Source organism: Crocosphaera sp., assembly GCF_030064895.1.
GTDB lineage: Bacteria > Cyanobacteriota > Cyanobacteriia > Cyanobacteriales > Microcystaceae > Crocosphaera.
The window spans coordinates 47,675-72,303 of sequence record NZ_JASJEB010000012.1; the positions used below are offsets into that span (position 1 = coordinate 47,675).

Below are 24,629 nucleotides of genomic sequence, written 5' to 3' on the forward strand. Positions count from 1 at the left end.
CTCGTCGTTAACGACGGGGTTTGAATCAAGTCAGAAGTAAACTGATATCTTGCACCAGTACAGAAAAACCAAATCAAGAAGCCTAGAAAATCAATTATCAAGCAGTTACAGTGAAAATTAATCCTGTTGCCCGTTCCCTGTTCCCTGTTCCTTCTCTAAACTAGCTAATTTTATCGAAGGTGCAAGATGTGAGTAAACCTATCCTAACCATAACGATTGGCCCAAGGATTGGCCGTTAGTCCATGGGCGATAATGCTTAAAAGAACAGTACAAGTAACTGTGGTTGTTAAGATATTACCACTCGGCAAATTACTATTAAGGACAATAACAGCAAAGACAATACTTGCCAGTCCTCGTGGTCCAAACCAACCCATAAACAGTTTACTTTCCAAGTCTAAACTAATATCAAAGAGACATAAAAAGACAGGTAAAATACGAACTATTGTTAAACTTAAAATCGAATACAAGATAATTGGGAAAGTAAGTTGTCCTATATATTTCCCTACAGAAGTTACTCCAAAAACAACCCAAGTCATTAAAGACATAGCATTACCAATTCCCTCGGAAACTTCTATCATTTCATGCTTATAAACTTTAATCATACTGCCAAAGAAAAGTCCACCCACAAACGAAGCAATAAAACCACTTCCTCCTAAACTTTGTGCAGTAGCAAAACAAGTAAATGCGATGGCAGGAAGAGAAATTTGTCGCCATGTTTTTGTAACCCAATTTTTTCTGACAGCAAAATGGCCTAATTGTGCGCCAAAAACGGCAATACTTGCCCCTACTAAGCCACCAATACCAATTTCTTCCACAAATAAATGCACCACAAGCTCAGATATACCACCTTCCATATTTCCAGGAATTACAATAGCTAATAAAACGAATAAGATAGGCACACAAATACCATCGTTTAAGCCACTTTCTACATTTAAAACTTGCCGAATTTGAGCAGGAACTTTCGGATTACTAACTACTGCTTTTCCCAAGGCCGCATCAGTCGGGGCTAACATAGTAGCTAAAATTCCTACTTCCAGCCAACTTACATTAGGAAATAACAATTTACCTACACCTACTCCAAAAATAATGGTAATAGGAAGTCCGATTAACAGTAAGCGAGATGGTAAACTCAGGCTACTTTTAAGTATTTTTAAGTCAGCACCAGAAGCATCTGAAAAAAGCACTAAAGCAAGGGTTAATTCAGCCAGTAAGCGAACTCCCTCGGATTCAATATCTAATGGTAAGATGTTTAGCCCATTTTGTCCCGATAAAAACCCAAAGACAACATATACCATTGCATCGGAAATAGAAGTGGATTCTAATCGTCCTGCAACGATACTATAAATAAAAGTAAAGGCTGCAATTATTGCTAAGATTTGATATAAACTTTCCATATATTAACTTTTTATATAAAACAAAATTTGGATTTTTCTGCAAAAAGTATCATTACTATGAAGATACTGAATTAATTAATCCCCCTGAGTATATCATAGAAAAATTAGCTGTTCTAGGTTAACTATGATAAATTAGTAGCGATGGTAAAATGAACTAAAATATCTGATTCATTTATTATTGATAGAAGGGGACATATGGGACTCAAATGGTGGTTTAAGTGGTGGACAATCGCAGGATTCGTTGTTTTAGGAATTACAGTTTTAAGTGAACCTCCTCGGTTATGGTTTTGGTTAGCTATTTTAGCAGCTTTAATTATTTATGGTTTTGAACGAGCTTTAAATGAAGATAAATAATTGAGAATGTTAATTCGTCAATTCTTGCAACTCTGATGCGATCGCTCTCAGTCCATAAATAGTAGCAGACATTCGTTTAATTTCACTAGGATTAATAGTAGATGAGGAAATATCCTCTTCAGAAATTTCTGTTAAGCGATCACTGATAGCTTGATTTAATTCTGATAAGTTATCTAAGGGAGTTTCTAACAGTAATGAAGATGAAGGTATGATAGTTTTACTCACAGTTTTAAAACTAACGTTAGTCGCTGTAATCAAATTATCTAGTTCTGTTTGTATGCGCCAATGAAGATTATCGTTGTCTCCTCCTTCTAAATTAATTCCTAAATTTAATACCAAACGAAAAAGTGACTTTATCTGCATAATTAGACTCTTTCGACGCTGATATGATGTTTCATCTACAAAGGGTAAAAAAATTTCACTTTCTGCATTTTCTAGTAAAGATTCAATTCCATTAATTTGCTTAGTTATATTATTAATTAATTGCTTACGAAATTGTGTATTTTCCATCAACTTTCCTTGTTTATAATCATTGATAATTTGTTGGTAGAGTTGACTAATACTTGCTATAATTTTACCCAAAGCAGGATCGATCTTTTCTACATCTCGATTCGGCCAGAAAGCAATATTAACAATAATTCCTACAATAGAACCGAGAAAAATGTTCCAAAATCTTAAGCCAATATATTCAAAGGGTTCATTACTGTAAGATCCGCTTAAGGCTATGATAGTAACAATAACCGCAAAAGATAATAAACGCTTCGGTAAATTAAACCAATATCCTGCTGTAATTAAGCTAACAATTCCAATAGGAAGACTAATAATAGAATTACCTTGGAAAGCAACAGTAACAATCATCCCAAATGATGTCCCTAATAAAGCAGATTTTAGTTTATCTAATACATAACTGATAGTATCCCCTGCAATGGGATGAATACAAAGTATAGAACCATAAAGAACATAGTTCATATTTCTGGTGTGAAGTGCATTACCAATAGCAAAAGCAAGGGCTGCACCAAGGGCAAGTTTTATAATATATATATTGCTATTCATAATTATTTTATTTATTATTTATTTGTTGAAATTTTAGGGTATTGAGGGACTGATTAATGATAACTTGAGTAGAAGATTCTTCTACTAAGGTGATACTTTCAGAGATGGTTTTAACTAAACCTTCTAAACTATATTCAATTAATGCGACATTGAGACGACTGATTAAATCAAAAGACTGAGTTTCTCCATTTTCTCTCATTTTATTTAAGTGATTTTTCCATCTTTGAAGATTAATATTAGGATTAGGTAATAACAGATTTGAAGTAGGGTTTAAAGTTACATTTGCTAATGTTAAGAGGGTTTCACTTAGAGTATCATTCAAGGGATAAATATCAGGTTTTATTCTATTTAATAGGAAATTATTTTTATTTGTATGGATTAATTTTCTTAATTCTTGTAGATGTAAAAAAGTTTTCTTTTGAAGTATAATCAATTGCTCCCATTTTTGTTGTTCTGTTACGGACAAACTATTAGTCATAACAGCAATTTTTAATGCTTTATTAATGCCCTTTATCTGTTTTTCTATTTGCAAATTTTGGGAATTAATTTTTGAATCATCTTCTTCAAAACCTAAAGCATCTTGACTTAAAATTTCTAAAGTACCAAAGAGTTGACTTACTTGTTTTTCTACAATTTGACTACTATATACCGGCCAAAAGAAACTATCAACAAATAGCCCAAAGGCAACACCTACTGATATTAAGACAAGCATATAAACAAGGGTAGTATAGGGTGAAGATGAGCGAAGAACTGCCATTGCAGTGAAGATTCCTATGGGAGTTAAACCCAGATTTACTGCAACTGGTATCCAATTTTTAATCCCCCATCCTGTTAGTAAAATAAACAAAAAAACGATAACACTATTGATATAAGAAAAGCTGGCAATAAACGCTGCTAAAATAGACGCAACTGCCATAACTAAGAGCATTTTTTTAACTATAAACCTTTTTAATTCAATAGGATCTGGAAAAAGCAAAATAACAACAAAGACAAATAAAGGTCCAAAAAAACTTAAGCTGGCCTGAATATCTAGTACCAGTGCAACACTAAATGCTAGTGGTATAGCGATCGCTAATTTAATTAATTTGTATCGATAGACTTTATCCATAGATATAATCTCATTTAAGAATCAAAAAACACAGTAACAACAATAATAGGTGTCGTATTTGGATTATAATCACTCTTCTGTACTTGATAATGATGGTAAGACAAAAAATGGTTATTATCATGTCGATAAATTTATTGGTGTCGGTGGGTTTGATAACGTTATAATCCCAAATAAATGCACATTATCACTCATAGACGACTCAAAGAATTTTGGGAAAAACATCCAAATGCTCAATCAAGTCTACAAATATGGTATTCCCGCACCAGAGAAGCAAGATGGGAAAATTTCAATCAGCTACGTAATATTTTTCCTCAAGCAGATCAAGTGGGCAATCTAACCGTCTTCAATATCAGTGGGAACAACTATCGCTTAATTACTCTGATAGACTATAGATATCAAAAAGTTTTTGTTCGTGCCGTCCTTACCCATGCAGAATATGACACAGACAAATGGAAAAAAGACCCTTGGTTCTCTTAAAAATCAAGCTTACCTGAAATTATTACAAACTTTTCCTCCTCGTCCTATTGCATCAGAAGAAGATTACCAAGCTACTCAAAAGGTTGTTGATAAATTAATTGATCAAGGCAGTTTAACCACCGAAGAACAAGATTATTTGAATGTTTTAGGGTGTTTAATCCGAGATTATGAGGATCTTTATTTTCCCTTTAACTAAGTTTATAATTTAACGCTGATATATACCTGTTATCCACCGTAAACTAGCTATTGCATAACTAATAAGCGATCGCTCTTGAACAGTCACCCGTACTTCACCTAATGCACCTTCAACAATCTGGGTGTTTGGCCCCTCGCTTTGTGTCCATTCATAACCAGAGGGATTATCAGGATTTTGACGTAATTCTAGCTCAACCTGGACAACAGGAAGGTTTTGCGCCCTCCCATTATCAGGAATGGTGTAGGGGACAGGATTTTGCACTAATGCGTTAGCTAACTCTGAATCGCCGACAATACTTGCTACTTCCTGCACAGTTACGGTTTTAGAGGAAACGGCAGTCACTGTGGAGGGAATCGCACCATATTCCTCACGCACACCCCCAAAACGTCGATTTGTGAGCAAATGGGGAGTCATTTTACCTACCATTCCCTGACGAATACGGTTTGCATCTTCTGGGGTGAAAAAGGCGTAAGCAGTAGCTATCGGTTTATTTTTACTGTCCATTATCTCTGGGGTATTGACTCGTAATGTTCCCAACGCAGTCCCTACTTGTATATATTCTCCTGCATTTCCACTAACGGTTACTACTGTGCCATTATAAGCAGAAATTACTAAGCTATCTTTGGCTATTTTGGCTTTGAGGTTATCAATATCTCGCTTTAAATTATCAATGGTATTTTGACGCTGCACATTCGCCTGTAAGTCGGTTAATCTTAGGTTAGCTGAATCTGTACGAAGTTTCTCTAGTTGAGCGCGTAAATTTTCATTTTGTGCGTTTAAATTGATGTTTGCTGAGGCTAATTCTTCTTCCACTGAGCTTAAATTTTCTAGCTGTGCATATAAATTAGTGCGTTCATTTTGGCTTTGTTGTAATTGGTTTTCAGAATTAACAATTTGGAAGCTTAAAGGAGCAACTGCACCTTCTGCGATTAAATCAGTATATGCTTCAAAACGGCGTTGAGTTAAGTCAATAAATTCATCGAGTTGAGTAATTCTTTCTTGATAAGCTTTACGTTGTTTTTTGACAGCAATAAGTTTAGTTTGATTGGCTTCAATTTCTTTAACATTGGCTGCAACTTGTTGAGGAAGAGAAACACTTTCTAATTGTAAAGTTTGTTGCTGCAAGTTACTACGAATTGTTTGAGCATTACTAATAGCTAAATTTTCTGCTTCATATTCTGCTAATTCCTCTTGTTGGTTGCGGAGTTGTTCTTGTAAGTCCGGAAAATCTAGAACAGCAATTACCTGTCCTACTTTAACACTATCACCGGGTTTAATCCTTATTTCTAATATTTGTCCACCTGTTCCTCTTGGTTGAAAAGAAATAATGGATCGCGGTTGAATTAAAATAGATTGACCAATAACACTGGTAGGAATACGTCCTACTACAGTCCACCATCCCGTTAAACCAACTAGGGTAATAGTTGGTAGTAGACGAAAAATTACATGGGGTTTATACGTTTTAGAAGGGGTTAAGGTTTGTTGTCTTTTTTCTTGAAATGTTGTCATTTTTAAAATTATAAATTACGATTCACATTGTATTAAGTTAATATCCTAATGCAATACTAACCGAATTGCAAGAATTATCTATTGATATAGAGAAAAAATAGGCGGCAATAGGTTATTTTTAATTTTTGGCTATAGTTGAGAGATAGATTTAATATTTTTCCTCAAGTTGACTATATCATTGAATCTCGAATAAAAACACTTATTTTTGTAATTTATATTTCAATCAATCACCATGAATCATTAATTTAAACTGTAATATTTAGACTATTTTCTACACTATTTGCCTCTGGTTAATCAGAAATAGTTAAATAAAGAATATCCTCTTGTTCAAAATATTTCATTTTTGGGTTATTCATAAATAGTATATATCTCAGTTGCTAAGGGAAATCTAATTTGTTGCCGTATCGTTGATCAACGCTATAATGTAAGACCCAAGGTAATCATTAAAATAACAAATTGTTACATTTGGGTGTAATTATTCATAATTAATCTAACAATATTTTACTATGTCTTTCGTTGGCCTACATATACACAGTGATTATAGTTTACTCGATGGTGCGTCTCAATTAAAAGCTTTAATTGATCGTGCGGTAGAATTAGAAATGCCAGCGATCGCTTTAACAGATCATGGAGTCATGTATGGGGCGATCGAATTAATTAAAGTCTGTCGAAATAAGAGTATTAAACCCATTATTGGTAATGAAATGTACGTTATTAATGGGGATATTGAAGAGAAGAAAAAGTATAAAAAATATCATCAAGTTGTCTTAGCTAAAAATACACAGGGTTATAAGAATTTAGTGAAATTAACCACACTTTCCCATCTAAACGGAATGCAAGGAAAAGGTATTTTTGCCCGTCCTTGTATCAATAAAGAACTATTAGAAAAATATCACGAAGGTTTAATTGTTACCAGTGCTTGTTTAGGGGGAGAAATACCTCAAAGAATTTTAGCAGGAGATTACAAAGAAGCAAAAGCAGTTGCTAAATGGTATCAAAAATTATTTAAAGATGACTTTTATTTAGAAATTCAAGATCACGGTTCTGTTGAGGATAGAATTGTTAATACTGCTATTGCTAAAATTGCCCATGACTTAGGGATTAAAATTGTGGCGACTAACGACTCTCATTTTATTTCTTGTTACGATGTAGAGGCACACGACGCATTATTATGTATTCAAACTGGTAAACTTATTACCGATGAAAAAAGACTTAGATATAGTGGCACAGAATATTTAAAATCTGCTGATGAAATGCGGTTATTATTTCGGGATCATCTTACGGATGAGATTATAGAAGAAGCCATTAATAATACCTTAGAAGTTGCAGAAAAAGTTGAACCTTATAAAGATATTTTGGGAGAACCCCGTATCCCAGACTATCCTGTTCCTGCTGGACATAATGCCGATAGTTATGTAGAAGAAATAGCTTGGGAAGGATTATTAACTCGTTTAAAATGTCGCTCTCGTAGTGAAATTCCTGATGACTATCGGGAACGGTTAGAATACGAACTAAAAATGTTACAACGGATGGGTTTTTCTACATATTTTTTAGTAGTTTGGGACTATATTAAATATGCTAGAGATAACCGTATTCCCGTAGGGCCAGGAAGGGGTTCAGCAGCCGGCTCTTTAGTTGCTTATTGTTTAAAAATTACTAATATTGATCCAGTACATCACGGACTATTATTTGAAAGATTTCTGAACCCTGAAAGAAAATCGATGCCTGATGTTGATACAGATTTTTGTATCGAAAGACGAGACGAAATGATTAAATATGTTACTAGAAAATATGGAGAAGCTAATGTTGCTCAGATTATTACCTTTAACCGCATGACATCAAAAGCAGTGTTAAAAGATGTGGCCAGAGTATTAGATATTCCCTATGCTGAGTCAGATAAAATGACAAAAATGATCCCAGTTTCAAGAGGAAAACCTGCTAAATTAAAAGTCATGGTTTCTGATGAAACACCAACCCCAGAATTTAAAGAAAGGTACGAAAATGATCCCGTTGTTCATCGTTGGGTTGATATGGCAATTCGTATCGAAGGAACTAATAAAACCTTTGGGGTTCATGCAGCAGGAGTCGTTATTTCTTCTGAACCTTTAGACCAAGTTGTTCCCTTACAAAAGAATAATGATGGGGCAGTGATCACTCAATACTATATGGAAGATTTAGAGTCCTTGGGATTATTAAAAATGGACTTTTTAGGTTTAAGAAATTTAACCACAATTCAACGCACTGCTGATTTAATTAAACAAAATCAAGGGGTAGAATTAGACTTAGATCAACTGCCATTAGATGAAAAAAAAGCATTAGAAATTATTGCCAAAGGAACTGCAAAAAAACTACCGCCTGATGTACAAAAAACTCATAAACTATTAGAAAAAGGAGATTTGGAAGGCATATTTCAGTTAGAATCATCGGGAATGAAACAGATTGTAAAAGATTTAAAACCATCGGGAATTGAAGATATTTCTTCTATTTTAGCTTTATATCGTCCCGGTCCTTTGGATGCCGGATTAATCCCTAAATTTATTAACCGTAAACATGGAAAAGAAGCTATTGTTTATCAACATAAACTATTAGAACCCATCCTAAAAGAAACCTATGCAGTATTAGTTTATCAAGAACAAATTATGAAAATGGCGCAAGATTTAGCCGGTTATTCTTTAGGAGAAGCTGACTTATTGCGTCGGGCCATGGGTAAGAAGAAAATTGCAGAAATGACCAAACATCGAGAAATTTTTATTGATGGTTCTACAAAAAATGGTGTTCCTCAAGCTATTGCAGAAGATTTATTCGAGCAAATGATTAAATTTGCCGAATATTGTTTAAGTTATGAAACTGAAATTTTAACCGTTGAATATGGACCCATGTGCATTGGGAAAATAGTAGAAGAAAACATCAATTGTACTGTTTATACAGTAGATAAAAATGGTTTTGTTTACACTCAACCTATAGTCCAATGGCATAATAGAGGAGAACAAGAAATATTTGAATATGTTCTAGAAGATGGTTCAAAAATTCGAGCAACTAAAGACCATAAATTTATGACAACAGATGGTAGAATGTTACCCATTGATGAGATTTTTGAGAAAAATTTAGACCTTAAACAAGTTACTCTATAAATATTTTTTTTGGAAGTGTTTTTATCGCACTATCTATCATAGAGATTCTGAGTACCTCGGAATGACAATTAAAGTTATAAACTTATAGGTGATTCAAAAGAAATAACAGGTTCATTAGTGGTAAATTTAAGTCCATGACTTATTAACTCATCAGCTATTTGTCTTTTCGATACTTCTACCATTCTTTCTCTTAATTCGATAGAACTTTCAGTGGAACCCAAAATAAAAAATGTGATTCTCGCACGACTCAATTTCTTATTAGGATGTTCCAGAAAAATTGTACTTGATGTATCAGGTTCTACACCAAAAAATGAGTTAATATATTTATTATTAATTTGCTTAACCAAAGATTTTTCATAGTCATTTAAAATATTATCAAAATCTAGATATATTAAGATCATAACCTTTTTTCCTCGGGTCACATTTTCAATTTGCCACTCAGCCATTTTTGAGTTTGGGACAATAACAAGGGTATTTTTTCCCACTGTTCTAATTTTAGTTGAACGTAACCCAATAGACTCAACTCTACCAAAGGTTTTATCATTATCTGGAAGGCGTATATATTCCCCTTGAATAAAAGGTTTGTCTAAAAAAATAATCACAGTTCCAAATAGTTGTTGTAAAGTATTCTGTGCTGCAAAACTAAGGGCTAAACCACTAATAGAAGCGCCAGCTAATAAACCAGTTAAGGGAACCCCGTATTGATAAGCAAAAATAGACAATGAAATTAGACCAAATATAATATTAAAAATTGTTTCAAGAGCAAGAAGAATTTCTGTTGTATCTCCGCCAATTTTTCTAAATAAATTGATTCCATATACTTTGATCAGTTCTTTAGAAATTCTCGAAAAAATCCAAATAATAAAAATAACAAAACTAAAATTAATTAAGAAATGAAGTAAAGTAGGTAATTTTTCATTTTCTTTTAACCAAAACCAAGAACAATAAATTAAAATCCAAGTTCCTACTCTGTTAATAATAATCTTATTTTCTCTAATTAAATTATTATAAATAGTATGACGTTGCTGAGAAGGAAAAAACCATAAACCTAGAGAAAATAATCTAGTTATAGATTGACCAATTATTACAGATAACATAACCAACAGACAAAAGATTGCCAACTGAAAAAAACCAGAAGTCACTAAAAATTCATAGATGGACTGAATGATTTTCATAACTATTTTATGAAATTATTTTATATAGAAATTTCTGAATTAATAAAAATACTATCAATAATTTTGTGATTAATACCATGTTCTAATAATTGATGACGAATATTTTCTCCAATAATTTTTATTATTTGGATACGAAAATCTCCGGGGTTTTTATCTTTCAATGGCATAAAATATTTAATTTGAGCTTGAGTTATTTTCTCATTTTTGTCATTAATAATATCTTCAAAATCAACATGAATATTCCGAGATTCTACTTCATTTTTAAGACTAGATTCAGTAATTAATTGACTAACAAAAGATTTTTTACTATCAGATAAACATTCAAAAAAGCTCATTTTAATAACATTAATTAGCTTACTAGCCCCTGTAAAATTTTCGATATTAATTTGAGTTAAATAGTTATTGGGAACAACCATTAATGTACCCTTTCCAGAAGTACGAATTTTTGTAGAACGTAATCCCATAGACTCAACTTTCCCAAAAGTTCCATCTGGTAAACCGATATAATCACTAACCACAAAAGGACGATCCAAATAGAGAACAATTCCTCCTAATAATTGTTCCAATGTTTTTTGAGCAGCAAAAGCGATCGCAACACCACTAATTCCTAAACTAGCAATTAAACCAAATATATTAATTTCATGAGCTTGGGAAAAAATGGTAATAATAATAAATAAAAATACAAAAAAAGTTAATCCTTTAGCAACAATTAGTAAATCACTATTTAACTTTTGTCCATTTTGAGTAATCTTAGTCAGATAAATAGTAAAAAAACGCTCAATTAAACGATAACCTATCCAACTAATTACCAGAGACACCGATACACCTATGGGAAACTCAATAATATTAATTGATTGGAGTTTAGGGACTAAACCATGAGTCACTAATAAAATAATATCAGCTAATAACAAAAGAATAATTGACTGTAATAAAGCTTGATCTGGATTAATTATTCGTTGGTAAATCTCTTGAGTTTCCGCAGTAGCTATACTCTCTCGGAAACTCACTAATAAACGGAGTATTTGGGGCAAGGCAATGATTACAAGAATAATCGCTAAACCCACAGGAATTATCGGCCAATTAGTCAATATTTTCTCAAAATTAAACATAACCCCATACCCAAATTATCTTTAGGAAAAACATTAATTAAAATGTTTCTATTGATAGTACACAAATTAAAGTAAAAAATAGCTTTAATGGTTAACAGAAGATGGAATAGACAATGAAAAATTATTGGCTTTTTCTAACTGAGAAGCTAAACGAATTAAAGTTAACTCATCAGCAGGTTTTCCTACTAATTGAACTCCCACCGGCAAACCCTTTTCATCCTGTGCCATTGGTAAAGTCATTGCCGGTAAACCACTAGCATTAAAAGCAGGACAGGGCGCAATCCAATTCATAATTTTGTCTAAAGTTTCTTCCGGTGATAAATGGGCCCATTGTCCAACTTTAATCGGTTGATGTAAATATACAGGTAAAAGTAAGACATCAAAATCTTCAAAAAAAGCCACTAATTGACGGGAAAAAATCTGTATTTTATGAACAGCTTGTAGATATTCTCCTGCACTTAACCCTTGTTCATGAAACCAATTATTCAAAGGACTCAATAGATTTGAAGGCACTCCCGATGCTCCAATACCCGATTGCCAAATCTTGACAAATGGATCAATTAATTCCTCCACTGATGGACATTTAATTTCTAAAGAATGACCCAAAGACTCTAATAAATTAGCAGTTTTTTCTACTGTTTCTTTAACAATGGTTTCGCTGTTTGTAAAAGGAGGAATATGATCACAAAAAGCAATTTTTAAAGAACGAGACTCTTGTTTTGTTGCCTCTAAAAAAGAGATTTCAGGAGACGGCAACCAGTAGGGATCACCAGGAATATAACCCGACATAACATCTAATAAAGCTGCTGCATCAGCCACCGTACGAGCTAAAGGACCGTTACTAGAAATCCCACTTTGATAGTCTCCCACCGGCGCATTAGATATCCTTCCTCGGGTCGGTTTTATCCCCACTAATCCACAACAAGCAGCCGGACCACGAACCGAACCCCCACCATCAGAACCTTGGGCAATGGGACACAAAGCAGCCGCCACAGCAGCAGCAGCCCCTCCACTCGATCCCCCTGGCGTATAGTCTAAATGCCAAGGGTTACGGGCAGGAGAAAAGCCTGGAGGTTCCGTGTATGGAAATGACCCCAGTTGAGAGGTTGCAGTCTTCCCTAAAATGATAAACCCTGCTTCTTTCATCTGCATTGTCACCCCGTCATCATAACTAGCAATATCCTCCTTAAGGGCAGCCACACCGTAACTTAAAGGCATCCCTGCCACTGCGTTTAGGTCTTTAATAGCAGTGGGAACACCAAAAAAAGGAGGCAGACTATTGGGATCAGATGTCTTAATTAATTGTTCAGTTTTCTCTTTGGCCTCTTGGAACGCCGTTTCAGCAGCAACATGGAAAAAACTGCCCAGTTGGGGGTTATATTTTTCGATTCTTTTTAGATATAGTTGGGTTAATTCTAGAGGAGAAATGCTGCGATCGCGGATTAATTGCGCTAAGTCTAACGCAGGAGTAAAGGCTAAATCAAGGGAGTCCATGGCAATAAATGGTATTTAATTTGGGTTGTTAAAAATAGGGAGATTATTTTTTGTCATTATAAGGTTGACATAATTTAATCTATCATGTTAGCTTGTGATTTAGCTGGCCAACTTTAATTAAAGGATAGAATGATTTAGTAATCATTAATTAAAAATATATAAGTTGACTTAATCCTTGTTTTTTGTTTTTAACCTCATTCAGTAATCCTTTTAGCTATTTATAGAAATTTGATGACTAATTTAGAGCAGTGGCGCGAAAAAAATCTCTCCTACTATAAAGACATTGAGGAGTTGTATCAATTTTTTGTGCAACCGAAATCCGATGTTTTAGAGATTGGTTCAGGAACAGGTCATTTACTCAACTCAGTAACACCTGATATGGGAGTAGGAATTGATAGTAATTCCTTAATGGTAGAGTTATCAGAGAAAAAGTTTCCTGACTTAAAATTATTAGTGGAAGAAGCCGAAGTATTTCAACCTGATCAGGAATTTGATTATATTTTAATGGCTAATACTATTAGTTATTTAGATAATATTCAAAAAGCTTTATTGAATGTTAGAAAAGCCTGTAAGCCTTCTACTAAAGTTATTCTAACCTACCATAATCCTGCTTGGGAATTAATTTTGAGGTTGGCAACCTTATTAAAGCAAAGAATGCCCATTGACAACCTCAACTGGTTAAGTTATGGAGATATTGAAAATCTCCTGGATCTTGAAGGATTAGAAGTTATTGGCAGAGGAAAACGGATGTTACTGCCGAAGAAAATACCATTATTATATCAGTTATTTAATAAATATTTAGCTCCTTTACCCATTATTAATGATCTTTGTTTAACCGAATATGTTATTGCTAGAGTCCAGACAGATTTAAGTCAAGCACAAGAGAACATACAAAATAGTACCTGTTCCGTGATAGTTCCTGCTAGAAACGAAGCAGGAAATATCGAAAGTTGTGTAACTCGAATGCCCCGTTTAGGAAAACATACCGAAATCATTTTTATTGAAGGTAATTCCAGTGACAATACTTGGGAAGAAATTAAGCGAGTTCAAGCTAAGTATGGCGAGGAATGGGACATAAAAATTGCTCAACAAAAAGCTAAAGGAAAAGGAGATGCAGTTCGTCAAGGTTTTGCCATGGCCACTGGCGATATTTTGATTATTTTAGATTCAGATTTAACCGTTAGACCTGAAGATTTAGTTTACTTTTTTGAAGCAGTCGCATCAGGTCGCTGTGAATTTGCCAATGGTTGTCGTTTAGTTTATCCTCTCAGTGATGAAGCGATGCCTTGGTTAAACCGTATGGCAAACCGCTTTTTTGCTTGGTTACTTTCCTATCTTTTAAATACAGAAATTAAAGACTCTTTATGTGGAACTAAGGTATTGTCTAGAGAAAATTATTTACGCATTGCAGAAAACCGTTCCTATTTTGGAGAATTTGATCCCTTTGGAGATTTTGACTTATTATTCGGAGCTGCAAAACTAGGTTTAAAAATCAAAGATATCCCAGTGAGATATGATCCCAGAACCTATGGAAGTTCCAATATTCAGCATTTTAAAGAAGGCTTAGTTTTATTAAAAATGTGTCTGTATGCAGCGAAGAAAATCAAATTTCGTTAATTAATTCACTTTCCTGTGTAGCCGTTTATTTAGGAATTTATGAACCAGAAATCATAAGATTAAAATGATACAATTTTTTCAAAAAATATTGCTATTGATTTATAGTATTGTTAACAAAACAGGTCTTCTCGAAACCCCTTGGTTCAAAAAAATTTTTAGATATTGTTACTTTTTATATAAAAAATATTTTGAAGATCCTTTTTTTGGACTTACCCAGAAATATCCTGATATTTTTCAAGGAGGACACATACTAGATATTGGAGCTAATATTGGCTATACGGCGACGATTTTTTCTGATATCATGAGATCGGAATTTCGAGTATATGCCTTTGAGCCTGATAAAACTAATTTTTTGACACTACGAGAAACTATAAAATACCATGGGTGTATAGAAAAAATTATTCCCATTCAAGCTGCCGTGGGAGAAACAAAAGGAAACATAGAATTATGGCATAATGACAATCATCATGCTGATCATAGAATAGCTACCAAACAATACCAAAAAACGGGCGTTGATCTTATGCAATTGACTAAAGTTGCCTTATGGTCTGTAGATAGTTTTGTTGAAGAAGAACTGAATAATGAAGCCATCAAATTTATCAAAATTGATGTTCAAGGGTACGAATTTCCTGTTTGTTCAGGAATGGAAAGGACATTGAATAATAATCCTGATGCTGTAATTGTTCTAGAATATATGCCAGAAAGTATGACTGAGTTAGGGTTTACACCAGAAGCAATTTTTGGCTATTTTGAACAAAGAGAATATTTAATGTATATCCTGCATCAAAAAGGAAATCTCGAAAAAGCCAGGAGTGGTGTTATCAACGACTTAGTTAAAAAACGAGGTTATATCGATTTAGTATTTAGTAAAACTAGCTTACAATAAGTGTTAATTATCTGCCACAGATTATGGAACTATGAATTTACTAAAATCAGACAAAACACTCCCTATTTTTTCTCAATCATGGCTCTATACCATAGGAATTTTTCTCATTGGATTAACCCTGTATTTTTCCATTCTAAGCATTGGTATTCCCGATAAACTTGTTTTTCGTTTGTTGACTTCTGACCCAACCATTCTTTCCTTTGTAATACTAAGCCTATTATATTTTGCCTATCGTCCTTCGGGTTGGTTAGGGACATTGACCAGTTTTACTGCTACCTTAACCCTATTTGCCACCCAATTATCAGGGTTCTGGCGTAGTGGAATCAATTTAACTGCCTACATGATGTCAGGTTTATTAACCATGACGGATACAACAGACTATTATAATAGTGCTTTGAAACTATTAGAAGGAGGAACTTTTGGTGCAGTCTCCTCTTGGCGGCCTTTAGCCCATGGGGTTTTAGCCACTTTACTAGGGTTAACTCAACAAAACCTACAACTTACCATTGCTTTGTTAGTTTTAATGGTTGCGATCACCTCTTTTATTTTAGCGCGTGAAATACAGCAAACCCAAGGAACTGGACCAGCAGTAGTTTTAATAGTAATCATATTTTTATATTATCGAGTTTACCTTGGTACACCTTCGACAGAAGGCTGGGGCGTAATATTAGGAATGGTTGCTTTAGCCTCCCTATGGCGTGGAGTTTGCAATTCTCAAAGTCAGCTTTATTTATTGGGAATTTTTCTGTTGACATTAGCTTTAAATACTCGTGCAGGTGCTTTTTTTGTTTTACCTGGCTTAATTTTATGGGGTAGCTGGTTTTTTCGGAGAAACGCTCGTTTTTCCAGTTCCTTAATTCTGGGGGGTTTTAGCCTTGTTTTTTTAGGATTTGTAGTTAATTCTATAGTTTTCAAATTGGTAGCTGCTCCTAATGCTACCAGTTTCTCTAATTTTTCTTATTCTTTGTATGGGTTATTGGTTGGAGGAAACTGGTTAACGGTTTTTTCTCAACATCCAGGGTTAGGGGATATGAATGACCCAGAAACAGGACAAAAAGTTTATCAATTAGTTTGGGAAATTTTACGCAGTGACCCTTTTAGTCTGGTCAGAGGAATTTTTCGGGCCTGGAAGATGTTTTTCTGGGATGATTTTGTCTTTGATTTTATTCCAGGGGCCGAACTTAATAAACTAAATATCATCCTACAGATATTAACTGTTATTGGGGTTGTCAAACTCTACCGTCAGCGCAACACACCTCTAGCTTCAATGGTCTTAGTGGTCTCCCTGGGCATTTTCTTTTCCATACCTTTTATTCCCCCTTGGGATGCAGGAATGCGTCCTTACATGGCTACAGTACCCATGATTGCTCTTTTACCAACTTTCGGTGTCAGTGCTATAGTCGAAAAAATGTCATGGCAACCACTGTTGAAAATCCCCCAAAAGCAAGAACCTGCTTCAATTTTATGGATAGGTGGACTGATGTTTGCATTACTGACCTTTGGAGGGGTGACAAGTACAAAATTGTTAAGTAATTCTCCTCAACTTCCTCAAAGTTCTTGTCCCATTGACCAAGAAACTATCTATTTTAGGCATAGTCAAGGGTCTATGATTCATCTAGTCCCAGACAGGGGGAGACAACAAACCAATTTACCTAATATTCAACTCAGTACGTTTAACAGGGCATTAAGGCATTATGAAAAAGAATATGGACATCATTCTGGGGTTCCACAATTAAAAGAAGAACTTTCTCAACTTCCAGCTAATACAACAATTATTAATAAAATTAACTTGCAAAATGGCAAGACCAATTGGATTATTGTTCCAGACTCTCTCATGCCTAAAAGTCAAGAAATCGTAACAGCTTGTGGTCAATTTTCTCCTTTAGCCACCGATACTACACAAAATGGTTATTTAAAATTTGTTTTTTATGTTGATAGTATCCAAGAAAATCAAAGCTAAATTGACAACTTAATGTTCCACTTTGCTAGTTCCTTGCTAACCTAGAGAAATATGTAAGGAGTGCAACGGAATTATTCATGCAAACGCAAGATACGCTAACGCAAAAACAACCTTTATCCCTCAAAGATGCTATCACTGTCAGTCAAAATTATTTACTGTCTTTACAATATCCTCAAGGGTACTGGTGTGCCGAATTAGAGTCTAATATTACCTTAACGGCAGAAACGGTTTTACTCCATAAAATTTGGGGAACAGACCACACCCGTCCCTTACACAAGGTAGAAGCTTATTTACGTCAACAACAACGGGAACATGGGGGTTGGGAACTCTTCTATGGAGACGGTGGAGAAATTAGTACCTCCGTAGAAGCATACATGGCCCTGCGTTTATTAGGTGTTCCGCAAGATGACCCGGCTTTAATTCGCGCTAAGGATTTTATTATTAGTAAAGGAGGGATTAGTAAAACCCGAATTTTTACTAAGTTTCATCTTGCTTTAATTGGTTGTTATGACTGGAAAGGAATTCCTTCTATTCCCCCCTGGATTATGTTATTTCCTGATAGTTTTCCCTTCACTATCTATGAAATGGCAAGTTGGGCGAGAGAAAGCACAGTTCCCCTAATTATTGTCTTTAATGACAAGCCTGTTTTTGCTGTTGATCCTATTTTTAATCTGGATGAATTATATGCAGAAGGTATAGAAAATGTCAAGTATGAATTGCCTAAAAATAATAATTGGGGTGACATCTTTTTAGTAATAGATAAAGTCTTGAAATTGGCTGAACAAGTTGACTTAGTTCCCTTCCGGAAAAAAGGACTAAAAGCAGCCGAAAAATGGATGTTGAACCATCAACAAGAAACAGGAGATTGGGGTGGAATTATGCCCCCAATGTTAAATTCTTTACTGGCTTTCCGTACCCTAAATTATGATGTCAATGATCCCTCAGTTAAACTGGGTTTTGAAGCAATTGATCGCTTTTCTATCGAAGAAGATGATACTTATCGTTTACAAGCCTGTGTTTCTCCTATATGGGATACAGCTTGGTGTGTACGAGCATTGACAGATTCTGGTTTAGAGGAAGATCATTTTTCCTTAGTAAAAGCAGGAAAATGGTTATTAGATAAACAAGTCCTGGAATATGGAGACTGGGCGGTTAAAAATAAAGCAGGAAAACCCGGCGGTTGGGCGTTTGAATTTACCAATCGTTTCTATCCTGATCTCGATGATTCTGCTACGGTAGTTATGGCATTAAACGGTATCAAATTGCCCGATGAAACTAGAAAAAAAGCAGCCATCAATCGCTGTTTACAATGGATAGAAACCATGCAATGTAAAGAAGGTGGTTGGGCAGCTTTTGATCTGAATAATGATCAAGCTTGGTTAAACGAAGTCCCTTACGGTGACTTAAAAGCAATGATCGATCCTAACACCGCAGATGTAACTGCTAGGGTGGTGGAAATGTTAGGCAGTTGCGACCTAGAAATAGAAAGCGATCGCCTGAATAAAGCCCTCAATTATCTTTATAAAGAACAGGAAAAAGATGGTAGTTGGTTCGGTCGTTGGGGTGTAAACTATATTTATGGAACCAGTGGAGTATTATCAGCATTAGCTGTTATTAATCCCGAAAAACATAGAACCCAAATAGAACAGGGAATTAACTGGTTATTAAGCTGCCAAAATAAAGACGGAGGATGGGGAGAAACCTGTCGGAGTTACAATGATTCAACTCTCAAAGGAAAAGGAGTTAGTACCCCTTCCCAAACCGCTTGGTCCCTCATCGGTTTATTAGATGCAGGAGAAGCTTTAAATAAATTTGAAACTGATGCGATCGAACGAGGAATTAACTATTTATTAGATACTCAAACCGAGGAAGGAACCTGGGAAGAATCAGAATTTACTGGAACTGGTTTCCCTTGTCATTTCTATATCCGTTATCATTTCTATCGTCATTATTTTCCCTTAATTGCTTTAGGACGTTATCAAAAATTAATGGTAAATAGATAAGTAGTTTTTCCTTGTTTTAACTCTTTCCAACTCGTAGGGGTTTAGCATTGCTAAACCCTTAACTTTTAGCTAAAAATATTGATATAGCGTTTCTCAGTCTAGTGAGGTAAACTTAAATATCTAATTCCTAACTCCGAACTCCTAACTCCGAACTCCTAAAACTAGAAAACTGTGTACCTCACAAGTATGAGAACTGCTATATTAATCTCCTCGTAAGCGAAGAAAGATATTTTCAACGACTTCATCTCGATACTCAGAAAGAGATTTTTGACTGCCATTCTTCAAACAGTCTCGAAGATATTCTTTAATTCTCTTAAATTGTGATTCTAGATGACGATTGTAAAACTTTTGTCCACAAGCAAACTCATCAAAGTCTGAAGGAACTTTAGTAAATACACCTACATCTTTGACTTCATCTAAAATATGATTAGTGATATTAATATAATCATCTTCTCTAAGAATCACTTGACAAACAGCCATAAAAATTTTTCCTAAATCCATCCATTCACTAATACGATGAAAATATAAACTTCTAAGTTTTGAAACATTAAATTTGTCTTTTATAGGCAATTGATCTTCTGTATCAAGCTTCAATGTATTACACTTTCGTTCTAATTTATTTGTACCTTCGAGTTTAGTGCATCCTTGAGCAATTGCCCAACTACTAACAAAATAATCATAAGATTCTTTGACCTGTTTCTTTCTCTTTTCCTCTATGTTTTTCTCAGATTTATCATCAGATTTATTAGAATAATCATCACAAAGTCTAATCATTCCTAACACAAAAAAGTATAAAGATGAATGCTGCCCAAATATATCTACAACTTCTGATTTAGAATTATTTGTCTTTATAGGACGTTTAATTAATTTAGCATCAATATCATATACTTTAACGGCATTCTTGTTCTTATCTTTATCCTTATCCTTATCCTTATCCTCATCCTCATCCTTATAATCGATAATTAAACTCAAAAAAGGTGGTAGCCCAACTGTTAAGTTTAAATCAGAAAACTTATTGTTATTTCTAGAAAATAGATTATCTGTATAATCTCGATAACATTCTTCACTTATCTCTTTGTAATTCAGTAACGCCTGATTAGTTAATTTCTTTGCCCAATCAATACAAGTTTTTCTATCAAATCCTTCTTGTTCATCCCCAATATATCCTTGCATTAAGTAACACCAACTTTGATATAAAGAAGCTTGACCACATAAATAAGAATCACCACCTCTTGGTGCATAGTAAACTCTTGCTTTACCAAAATCAACAAGAGATGGTAATACATTAGTAGCAACTCCTTTTCGTAAAAATCTAGGAAAATATAAAGATAGTCGTCCCCTCATAATATAAATTTTTGTCCAATGATGATATAAGGGAGATAGATTACCTTGAGCTATTTCCCCAAGTCTAAAAAATTCTAGAAACCTTTCCCTCAGTTCATTTTCTGCTTTTTGTAAATAGTCTTGACAATCTTTCACAATTTCTTGTCTTGTTTTGTTTATTTCATCCTCATTACATAAAAATAGATATTCAGCCCGGCATAAATAATAACTTGCTTTAAGAAAATGACTGAAGTGTTGCTCATGACTTTCTAGTTCTTGTAATTTATTTTCTGCTTCCTTAACTAAACCTTCAGCAAGATATCCTTCTATAATACATAACTTTGCTTTGTAAGCAGTTTTAGTCCACTTAGTCCATTTAGTCCACTTAGTCCACTGTCGTTTATCTTTAGCATCCCATTTTTGTACAAACATCACCTGAAGTAATAATAATCCAAGATATTCAAAACCTCTTAAAAAAGCTAAAGTGCAAAATGGTAATGCACCCTGATAACACTCTAAAATATTTTTCTCTAGATGTTTTTCCATAGCTAATAAAGAAAAAGGATAAGAACGTAAATATTTTTTACCTATCGATAAATTTTTATTTTCTTCAATACGATTTTTTAATTCCTTTAGATATGTATTTGGCTCAATTCCTGTTTGTTCAATCAACTTTAAACGAGCATAAAACCCTGAAATAGCAATAGATTCAACTAAATCAAATCCAACATATCTACCTTCAACGATATCTAATCCTTGAATATACAAGTCAAGATTAAATTTATCTTTATCTCTTTCCAGTAAATATTGTACATCTTCTATCTCAACTAATCGTCCTCTTGATTTTGACAAAACAGTTGCTAAAGTATCTCCACCAAATAATTGATCTTCGATAAAGACTTCTTGCATTAGAGGAAAATACTGACTTAAACAGGGAATATCCCATAATAAGGCACGATTAAGGGCTTTGCGAACTAAGGATAAAATACTCGAAACCCCACTTATTTCTTCAAAAAAATCTATATTCTCATTATCATATTTAAACCGAAAATAAACTTTAATTTTATAGGCATGATATTTTTTAAAAATTGAATAGGTTTCTTTTGTTGCTATCTTGTCATCGTCATGCTCTAATAAATCTTCATTGATTAAGTTATCATCTCCATCAGATTCAAATGGAAGTGGACCCACTTTCCCTACTTCTAAATATTTAAAACTTATGGCTATATTACTATTTTCAGAAACGGGAATATTCTCAATAATATTAGATGTTAACTGCTTAATTAATTTGTCAGGTAATTGAAACTCCCATTGTTTTTTATATACTTTTTCAAACTTCTGATTGAATTCTCTGTCTAAAATTTTATAAATCTGGTATCTTCCAATTTCTAAGCCTGATCTAACAGCTATTACCTGAATTTCATTTTTAACTTTCTCTTTAATTTTTTCTAGTCTTTCCTTATTTGTTTTATTATTTTTCCAGTCCTCAAATCTTTGATTAGTATCTAACTGTTCTTGTGCTTCAGACTCCGAATTTTTCTCGCTTTGATTTTTAGATAGGTTAGGAGAGCTTTCAAATAATCGCTCTCTAATAACTTCTTCAATTAAATTATCAAAATATTCTCCCTGAATTGTTCCTACAATTAAGTTTGTATCTTTTTTTTGTTTTTGTATATTAATATAGTCATCTGCATATTTTTCATGGGGAAAACTTGTTGATTTATCAGATGATGTGACATAATCATATTCTGTATCAATAAAATTTTCCCGAATATAAGTTTTAAAATCAACAGGTAAATTTAACTTTTGTTTTTCTTGACGAGAAAGCTCACAATATTTTCTAATTGCCCGTATTTTATCTATTTTTTCTAATCTCTTCGGAATTAATGAAGTTATTGACTCATTCTTTTCATTATCTATTTTTTCTGCCTTAGTATTCCAATAATTTTCTATACCCTGAAGAATCTCAACGAGTCGACTTAAGGATAATGAAGGTAATGCTGGTTTGTCATCGTTTTGATCATATAGATTAGAAAGAATTCTCTCCACAAATTTCTGACCGCTTCTATCTTTTTGATAGCCCCAAATTAAAGCGATATCTTTCACTGCTGGTTTTCCTTGTTCATTCTTAACGTTACTTAGTTTAAGAAGAAACCAATACACTCGTTCTTCTCGGTCACTGTCTTCTTGTGATCTTGATACAGTTGGCATAGTTTTTCTCCTTTGTAGTTATAGTCGATGCTAAATATAGTCAAATAATCAGAGTTATCTCTTTATTTGTGACCTCGTTAGCTCCACTTATTTGTACGGAATACCGACACTTTGTCTCAAATCATTGAAAGCCCTGTTTGTTTATAACTTTAGTCAACACACTTAAAAGTTTTGTTTGGCAGGGCTTTCCGTTCCTCATTATCTTTTTTGTCACTTCAAAGCTATTCCATTATTTTGCGACAGAATGTCGATTTTCAACAAGTTTATTTTTATGATAATTGTAGATTGATTTTTTTTTTGCGACAATAATTACCAAATAAGTCGATTTTTAGTCAATTTCTTTCTCCTACCTTACTCACAAAGAAAGGGAGTAAAATGAAGAAAAGTAAGTCATATTGGCATTTTAAGCCTATTCTGATTCTGCGACAAAAAGTATAATAACTGCAATAAAAGTCAATTTTAAAATCAAAAATATTACACATTGTCTCAAACAAATAGCCTTAACCTTGACAAATTTGACAAAAGATGAGCTCCTTGGTTAGAATGAAGGTGCGAACTTACAAACTTGAAACCAAGGAGCTTAATAAACAATGCACTTTAAAGATACCACAGAAATTTTCAACCTTGTAAGAATTGTCGTTACGTTTAGCAGTTTTGTTTTGGCTTTATGGCAATGGCATAATAACTTTCATTAGCAAATAAGGGGAAAACATCAATAGACACCCCCAGAAACTAACCTCAAACTCTTATTTTCAGGGTTTGAGGTTAATTATTGGAGATATCTAATATTTTTTCATAACCACGTTACTCAACTCGTAGGAAGACGGGGTTTTAAAACCAATTTTTTGATAAGATAAAATAGTTTTGATAAAATATGTTAAAAGTTTTAAATATGTTTAAAATAGCCAAATTATTCCGTTTTAAACGTTCAAATCTTTTATATTTAGTAATTTCTCTGGCTATTCTTTTATGGTGTGTGAGTGTGGGTTGGGGGTTTACCCAAGCCTTAGCAGCAAAACCTAGCCACATCTTAGCGCAATCTCGATCGCTACCTCCTCTTAACCCAAACCGTCCCACGGTTGAAGCAGGAAAAGAACTCTATGTTTCGACTTGTGGTGGCTGTCATATTCCTGTTCCAGCAGAGGTATTACCTACAGAAACCTGGCAGGAACTTTTAGAGAACCCTCAGAAACATTATGGCACTTCTGTCCCTAATATGATTCGTCTAACTCAGGTATTAATCTGGGATTATCTCAAAACCAATTCTCGACCTATTTTGCAGAGAGACGCGCCAGTTCCTTATTATATTGAACAATCACAGTATTTTACTATTCTTCATCCCCGTGTAGAGTTTACTGAACCCATCACAAGTGAGAGTTGTGTACTCTGTCATACAGGAATCAAAGACTTTAACTATCGTACTTTAACCGCAGAATGGGAAGATTCACCGTGATGGGGAGTGGGGGGAGATGGGGGGAGACGGGGGGACGGGGAGACTGGGAGACTGGGAGTGTGGGGAGATGGGGAGATGGGGAGTGGGGGGAGTGTGGGGAGTGGGGGGAGATGGGGAGATGGGGAGATGGGGAGATGGGGAGATGGGGAGATGGGGAGATGGGGAGATGGGGAGTG

17 protein-coding genes are annotated in these 24,629 nt (G+C 34.2%); 9 read left to right on the forward strand and 8 right to left on the reverse strand.

The window, feature by feature from the left end:
* Positions 1-203: 203 nt before the first annotated feature.
* Positions 204-1,394 carry a cation:proton antiporter gene (locus tag QNJ66_RS05400; protein ID WP_300503769.1) on the reverse strand — a complete coding sequence of 397 codons (1,191 nt, stop codon included), beginning with the start codon at positions 1,392-1,394 and terminating at the stop codon, positions 204-206.
* Between the two features lie 195 nt (positions 1,395-1,589).
* Between QNJ66_RS05400 and QNJ66_RS05405 the strand changes: the two genes are divergently transcribed.
* Positions 1,590-1,748: a hypothetical protein gene (locus tag QNJ66_RS05405; protein WP_300503771.1), complete on the forward strand. Its 159-nt coding sequence runs from the start codon at positions 1,590-1,592 to the stop codon at positions 1,746-1,748.
* A 9-nt stretch (positions 1,749-1,757) separates the two neighbouring features.
* Here the strand turns inward: QNJ66_RS05405 and QNJ66_RS05410 are convergent, their stop codons facing one another.
* Positions 1,758-2,801 carry an FUSC family protein gene (locus tag QNJ66_RS05410; protein WP_300503772.1) on the reverse strand — a complete coding sequence of 348 codons (1,044 nt, stop codon included), beginning with the start codon at positions 2,799-2,801 and terminating at the stop codon, positions 1,758-1,760.
* A 7-nt stretch (positions 2,802-2,808) separates the two neighbouring features.
* Positions 2,809-3,909 (reverse strand): hypothetical protein, encoded by a 1,101-nt coding sequence (locus QNJ66_RS05415; RefSeq protein WP_300503774.1) that lies wholly within the window; start codon positions 3,907-3,909, stop codon positions 2,809-2,811.
* Positions 3,910-4,083: 174 nt separating this feature from the next.
* Here QNJ66_RS05415 and QNJ66_RS05420 point away from each other — a divergent pair, with 174 nt between their 5' ends.
* Both QNJ66_RS05420 and QNJ66_RS05425 read left to right on the forward strand, forming a co-directional pair.
* Positions 4,084-4,386: a type II toxin-antitoxin system HigB family toxin gene (locus QNJ66_RS05420; protein ID WP_300503776.1), complete on the forward strand. Its 303-nt coding sequence runs from the start codon at positions 4,084-4,086 to the stop codon at positions 4,384-4,386.
* Complete coding sequence (locus QNJ66_RS05425; RefSeq protein ID WP_300503778.1) at positions 4,346-4,582, forward strand: hypothetical protein; 237 nt, start codon at positions 4,346-4,348, stop codon at positions 4,580-4,582. The genes QNJ66_RS05420 and QNJ66_RS05425 overlap by 41 nt, the downstream gene beginning before the upstream one ends.
* A 9-nt stretch (positions 4,583-4,591) precedes the next feature.
* Here QNJ66_RS05425 and QNJ66_RS05430 read toward each other — a convergent pair whose 3' ends face one another.
* The gene (locus QNJ66_RS05430) at positions 4,592-6,091 is read right to left on the reverse strand and encodes an NHLP bacteriocin system secretion protein (RefSeq protein WP_300503780.1); all 1,500 of its coding nucleotides are present in this window, start codon (positions 6,089-6,091) and stop codon (positions 4,592-4,594) included.
* A 506-nt stretch (positions 6,092-6,597) separates the two neighbouring features.
* On the opposite strand from QNJ66_RS05430, the gene QNJ66_RS05435 reads away from it, so the two are divergent.
* Complete coding sequence (locus tag QNJ66_RS05435; RefSeq protein ID WP_300503782.1) at positions 6,598-9,222, forward strand: DNA polymerase III subunit alpha; 2,625 nt, start codon at positions 6,598-6,600, stop codon at positions 9,220-9,222.
* A gap of 74 nt (positions 9,223-9,296) precedes the next feature.
* On the opposite strand, the gene QNJ66_RS05440 is transcribed toward QNJ66_RS05435, so the two are convergent.
* The 3 genes from QNJ66_RS05440 to QNJ66_RS05450 all read right to left on the reverse strand — a co-directional run bounded on the left by QNJ66_RS05440 (position 9,297) and on the right by QNJ66_RS05450 (position 13,000).
* Positions 9,297-10,319 carry a mechanosensitive ion channel domain-containing protein gene (locus QNJ66_RS05440; RefSeq protein ID WP_300503784.1) on the reverse strand — a complete coding sequence of 341 codons (1,023 nt, stop codon included), beginning with the start codon at positions 10,317-10,319 and terminating at the stop codon, positions 9,297-9,299.
* A 98-nt stretch (positions 10,320-10,417) separates the two neighbouring features.
* Positions 10,418-11,506 (reverse strand): mechanosensitive ion channel domain-containing protein, encoded by a 1,089-nt coding sequence (locus QNJ66_RS05445; protein ID WP_300503786.1) that lies wholly within the window; start codon positions 11,504-11,506, stop codon positions 10,418-10,420.
* 84 nt (positions 11,507-11,590) lie between these two features.
* Positions 11,591-13,000, reverse strand: coding sequence for an amidase (locus QNJ66_RS05450; protein ID WP_300503788.1), 1,410 nt, complete (start codon positions 12,998-13,000; stop codon positions 11,591-11,593).
* A gap of 231 nt (positions 13,001-13,231) precedes the next feature.
* On the opposite strand from QNJ66_RS05450, the gene QNJ66_RS05455 reads away from it, so the two are divergent.
* From QNJ66_RS05455 to shc, 4 genes are all read left to right on the forward strand, one after another.
* Positions 13,232-14,617 (forward strand): glycosyltransferase, encoded by a 1,386-nt coding sequence (locus QNJ66_RS05455; protein ID WP_300503790.1) that lies wholly within the window; start codon positions 13,232-13,234, stop codon positions 14,615-14,617.
* Positions 14,618-14,681: 64 nt separating this feature from the next.
* Complete coding sequence (locus QNJ66_RS05460) at positions 14,682-15,503, forward strand: FkbM family methyltransferase (protein WP_300503792.1); 822 nt, start codon at positions 14,682-14,684, stop codon at positions 15,501-15,503.
* A 31-nt stretch (positions 15,504-15,534) separates the two neighbouring features.
* Complete coding sequence (locus QNJ66_RS05465; protein WP_300503793.1) at positions 15,535-17,463, forward strand: hypothetical protein; 1,929 nt, start codon at positions 15,535-15,537, stop codon at positions 17,461-17,463.
* A 77-nt stretch (positions 17,464-17,540) separates the two neighbouring features.
* Positions 17,541-19,466 carry a squalene--hopene cyclase gene (gene shc, locus QNJ66_RS05470; RefSeq protein WP_300503795.1) on the forward strand — a complete coding sequence of 642 codons (1,926 nt, stop codon included), beginning with the start codon at positions 17,541-17,543 and terminating at the stop codon, positions 19,464-19,466.
* A 201-nt stretch (positions 19,467-19,667) separates the two neighbouring features.
* Here shc and QNJ66_RS05475 read toward each other — a convergent pair whose 3' ends face one another.
* Positions 19,668-22,895 carry a hypothetical protein gene (locus QNJ66_RS05475; protein ID WP_300503796.1) on the reverse strand — a complete coding sequence of 1,076 codons (3,228 nt, stop codon included), beginning with the start codon at positions 22,893-22,895 and terminating at the stop codon, positions 19,668-19,670.
* Positions 22,896-23,892: 997 nt separating this feature from the next.
* Here QNJ66_RS05475 and QNJ66_RS05480 point away from each other — a divergent pair.
* A complete protein-coding gene (locus tag QNJ66_RS05480) occupies positions 23,893-24,453 on the forward strand; it encodes a cytochrome (RefSeq protein WP_300503799.1) in 561 nt (186 codons plus the stop codon).
* Positions 24,454-24,629 lie beyond the last annotated feature (176 nt).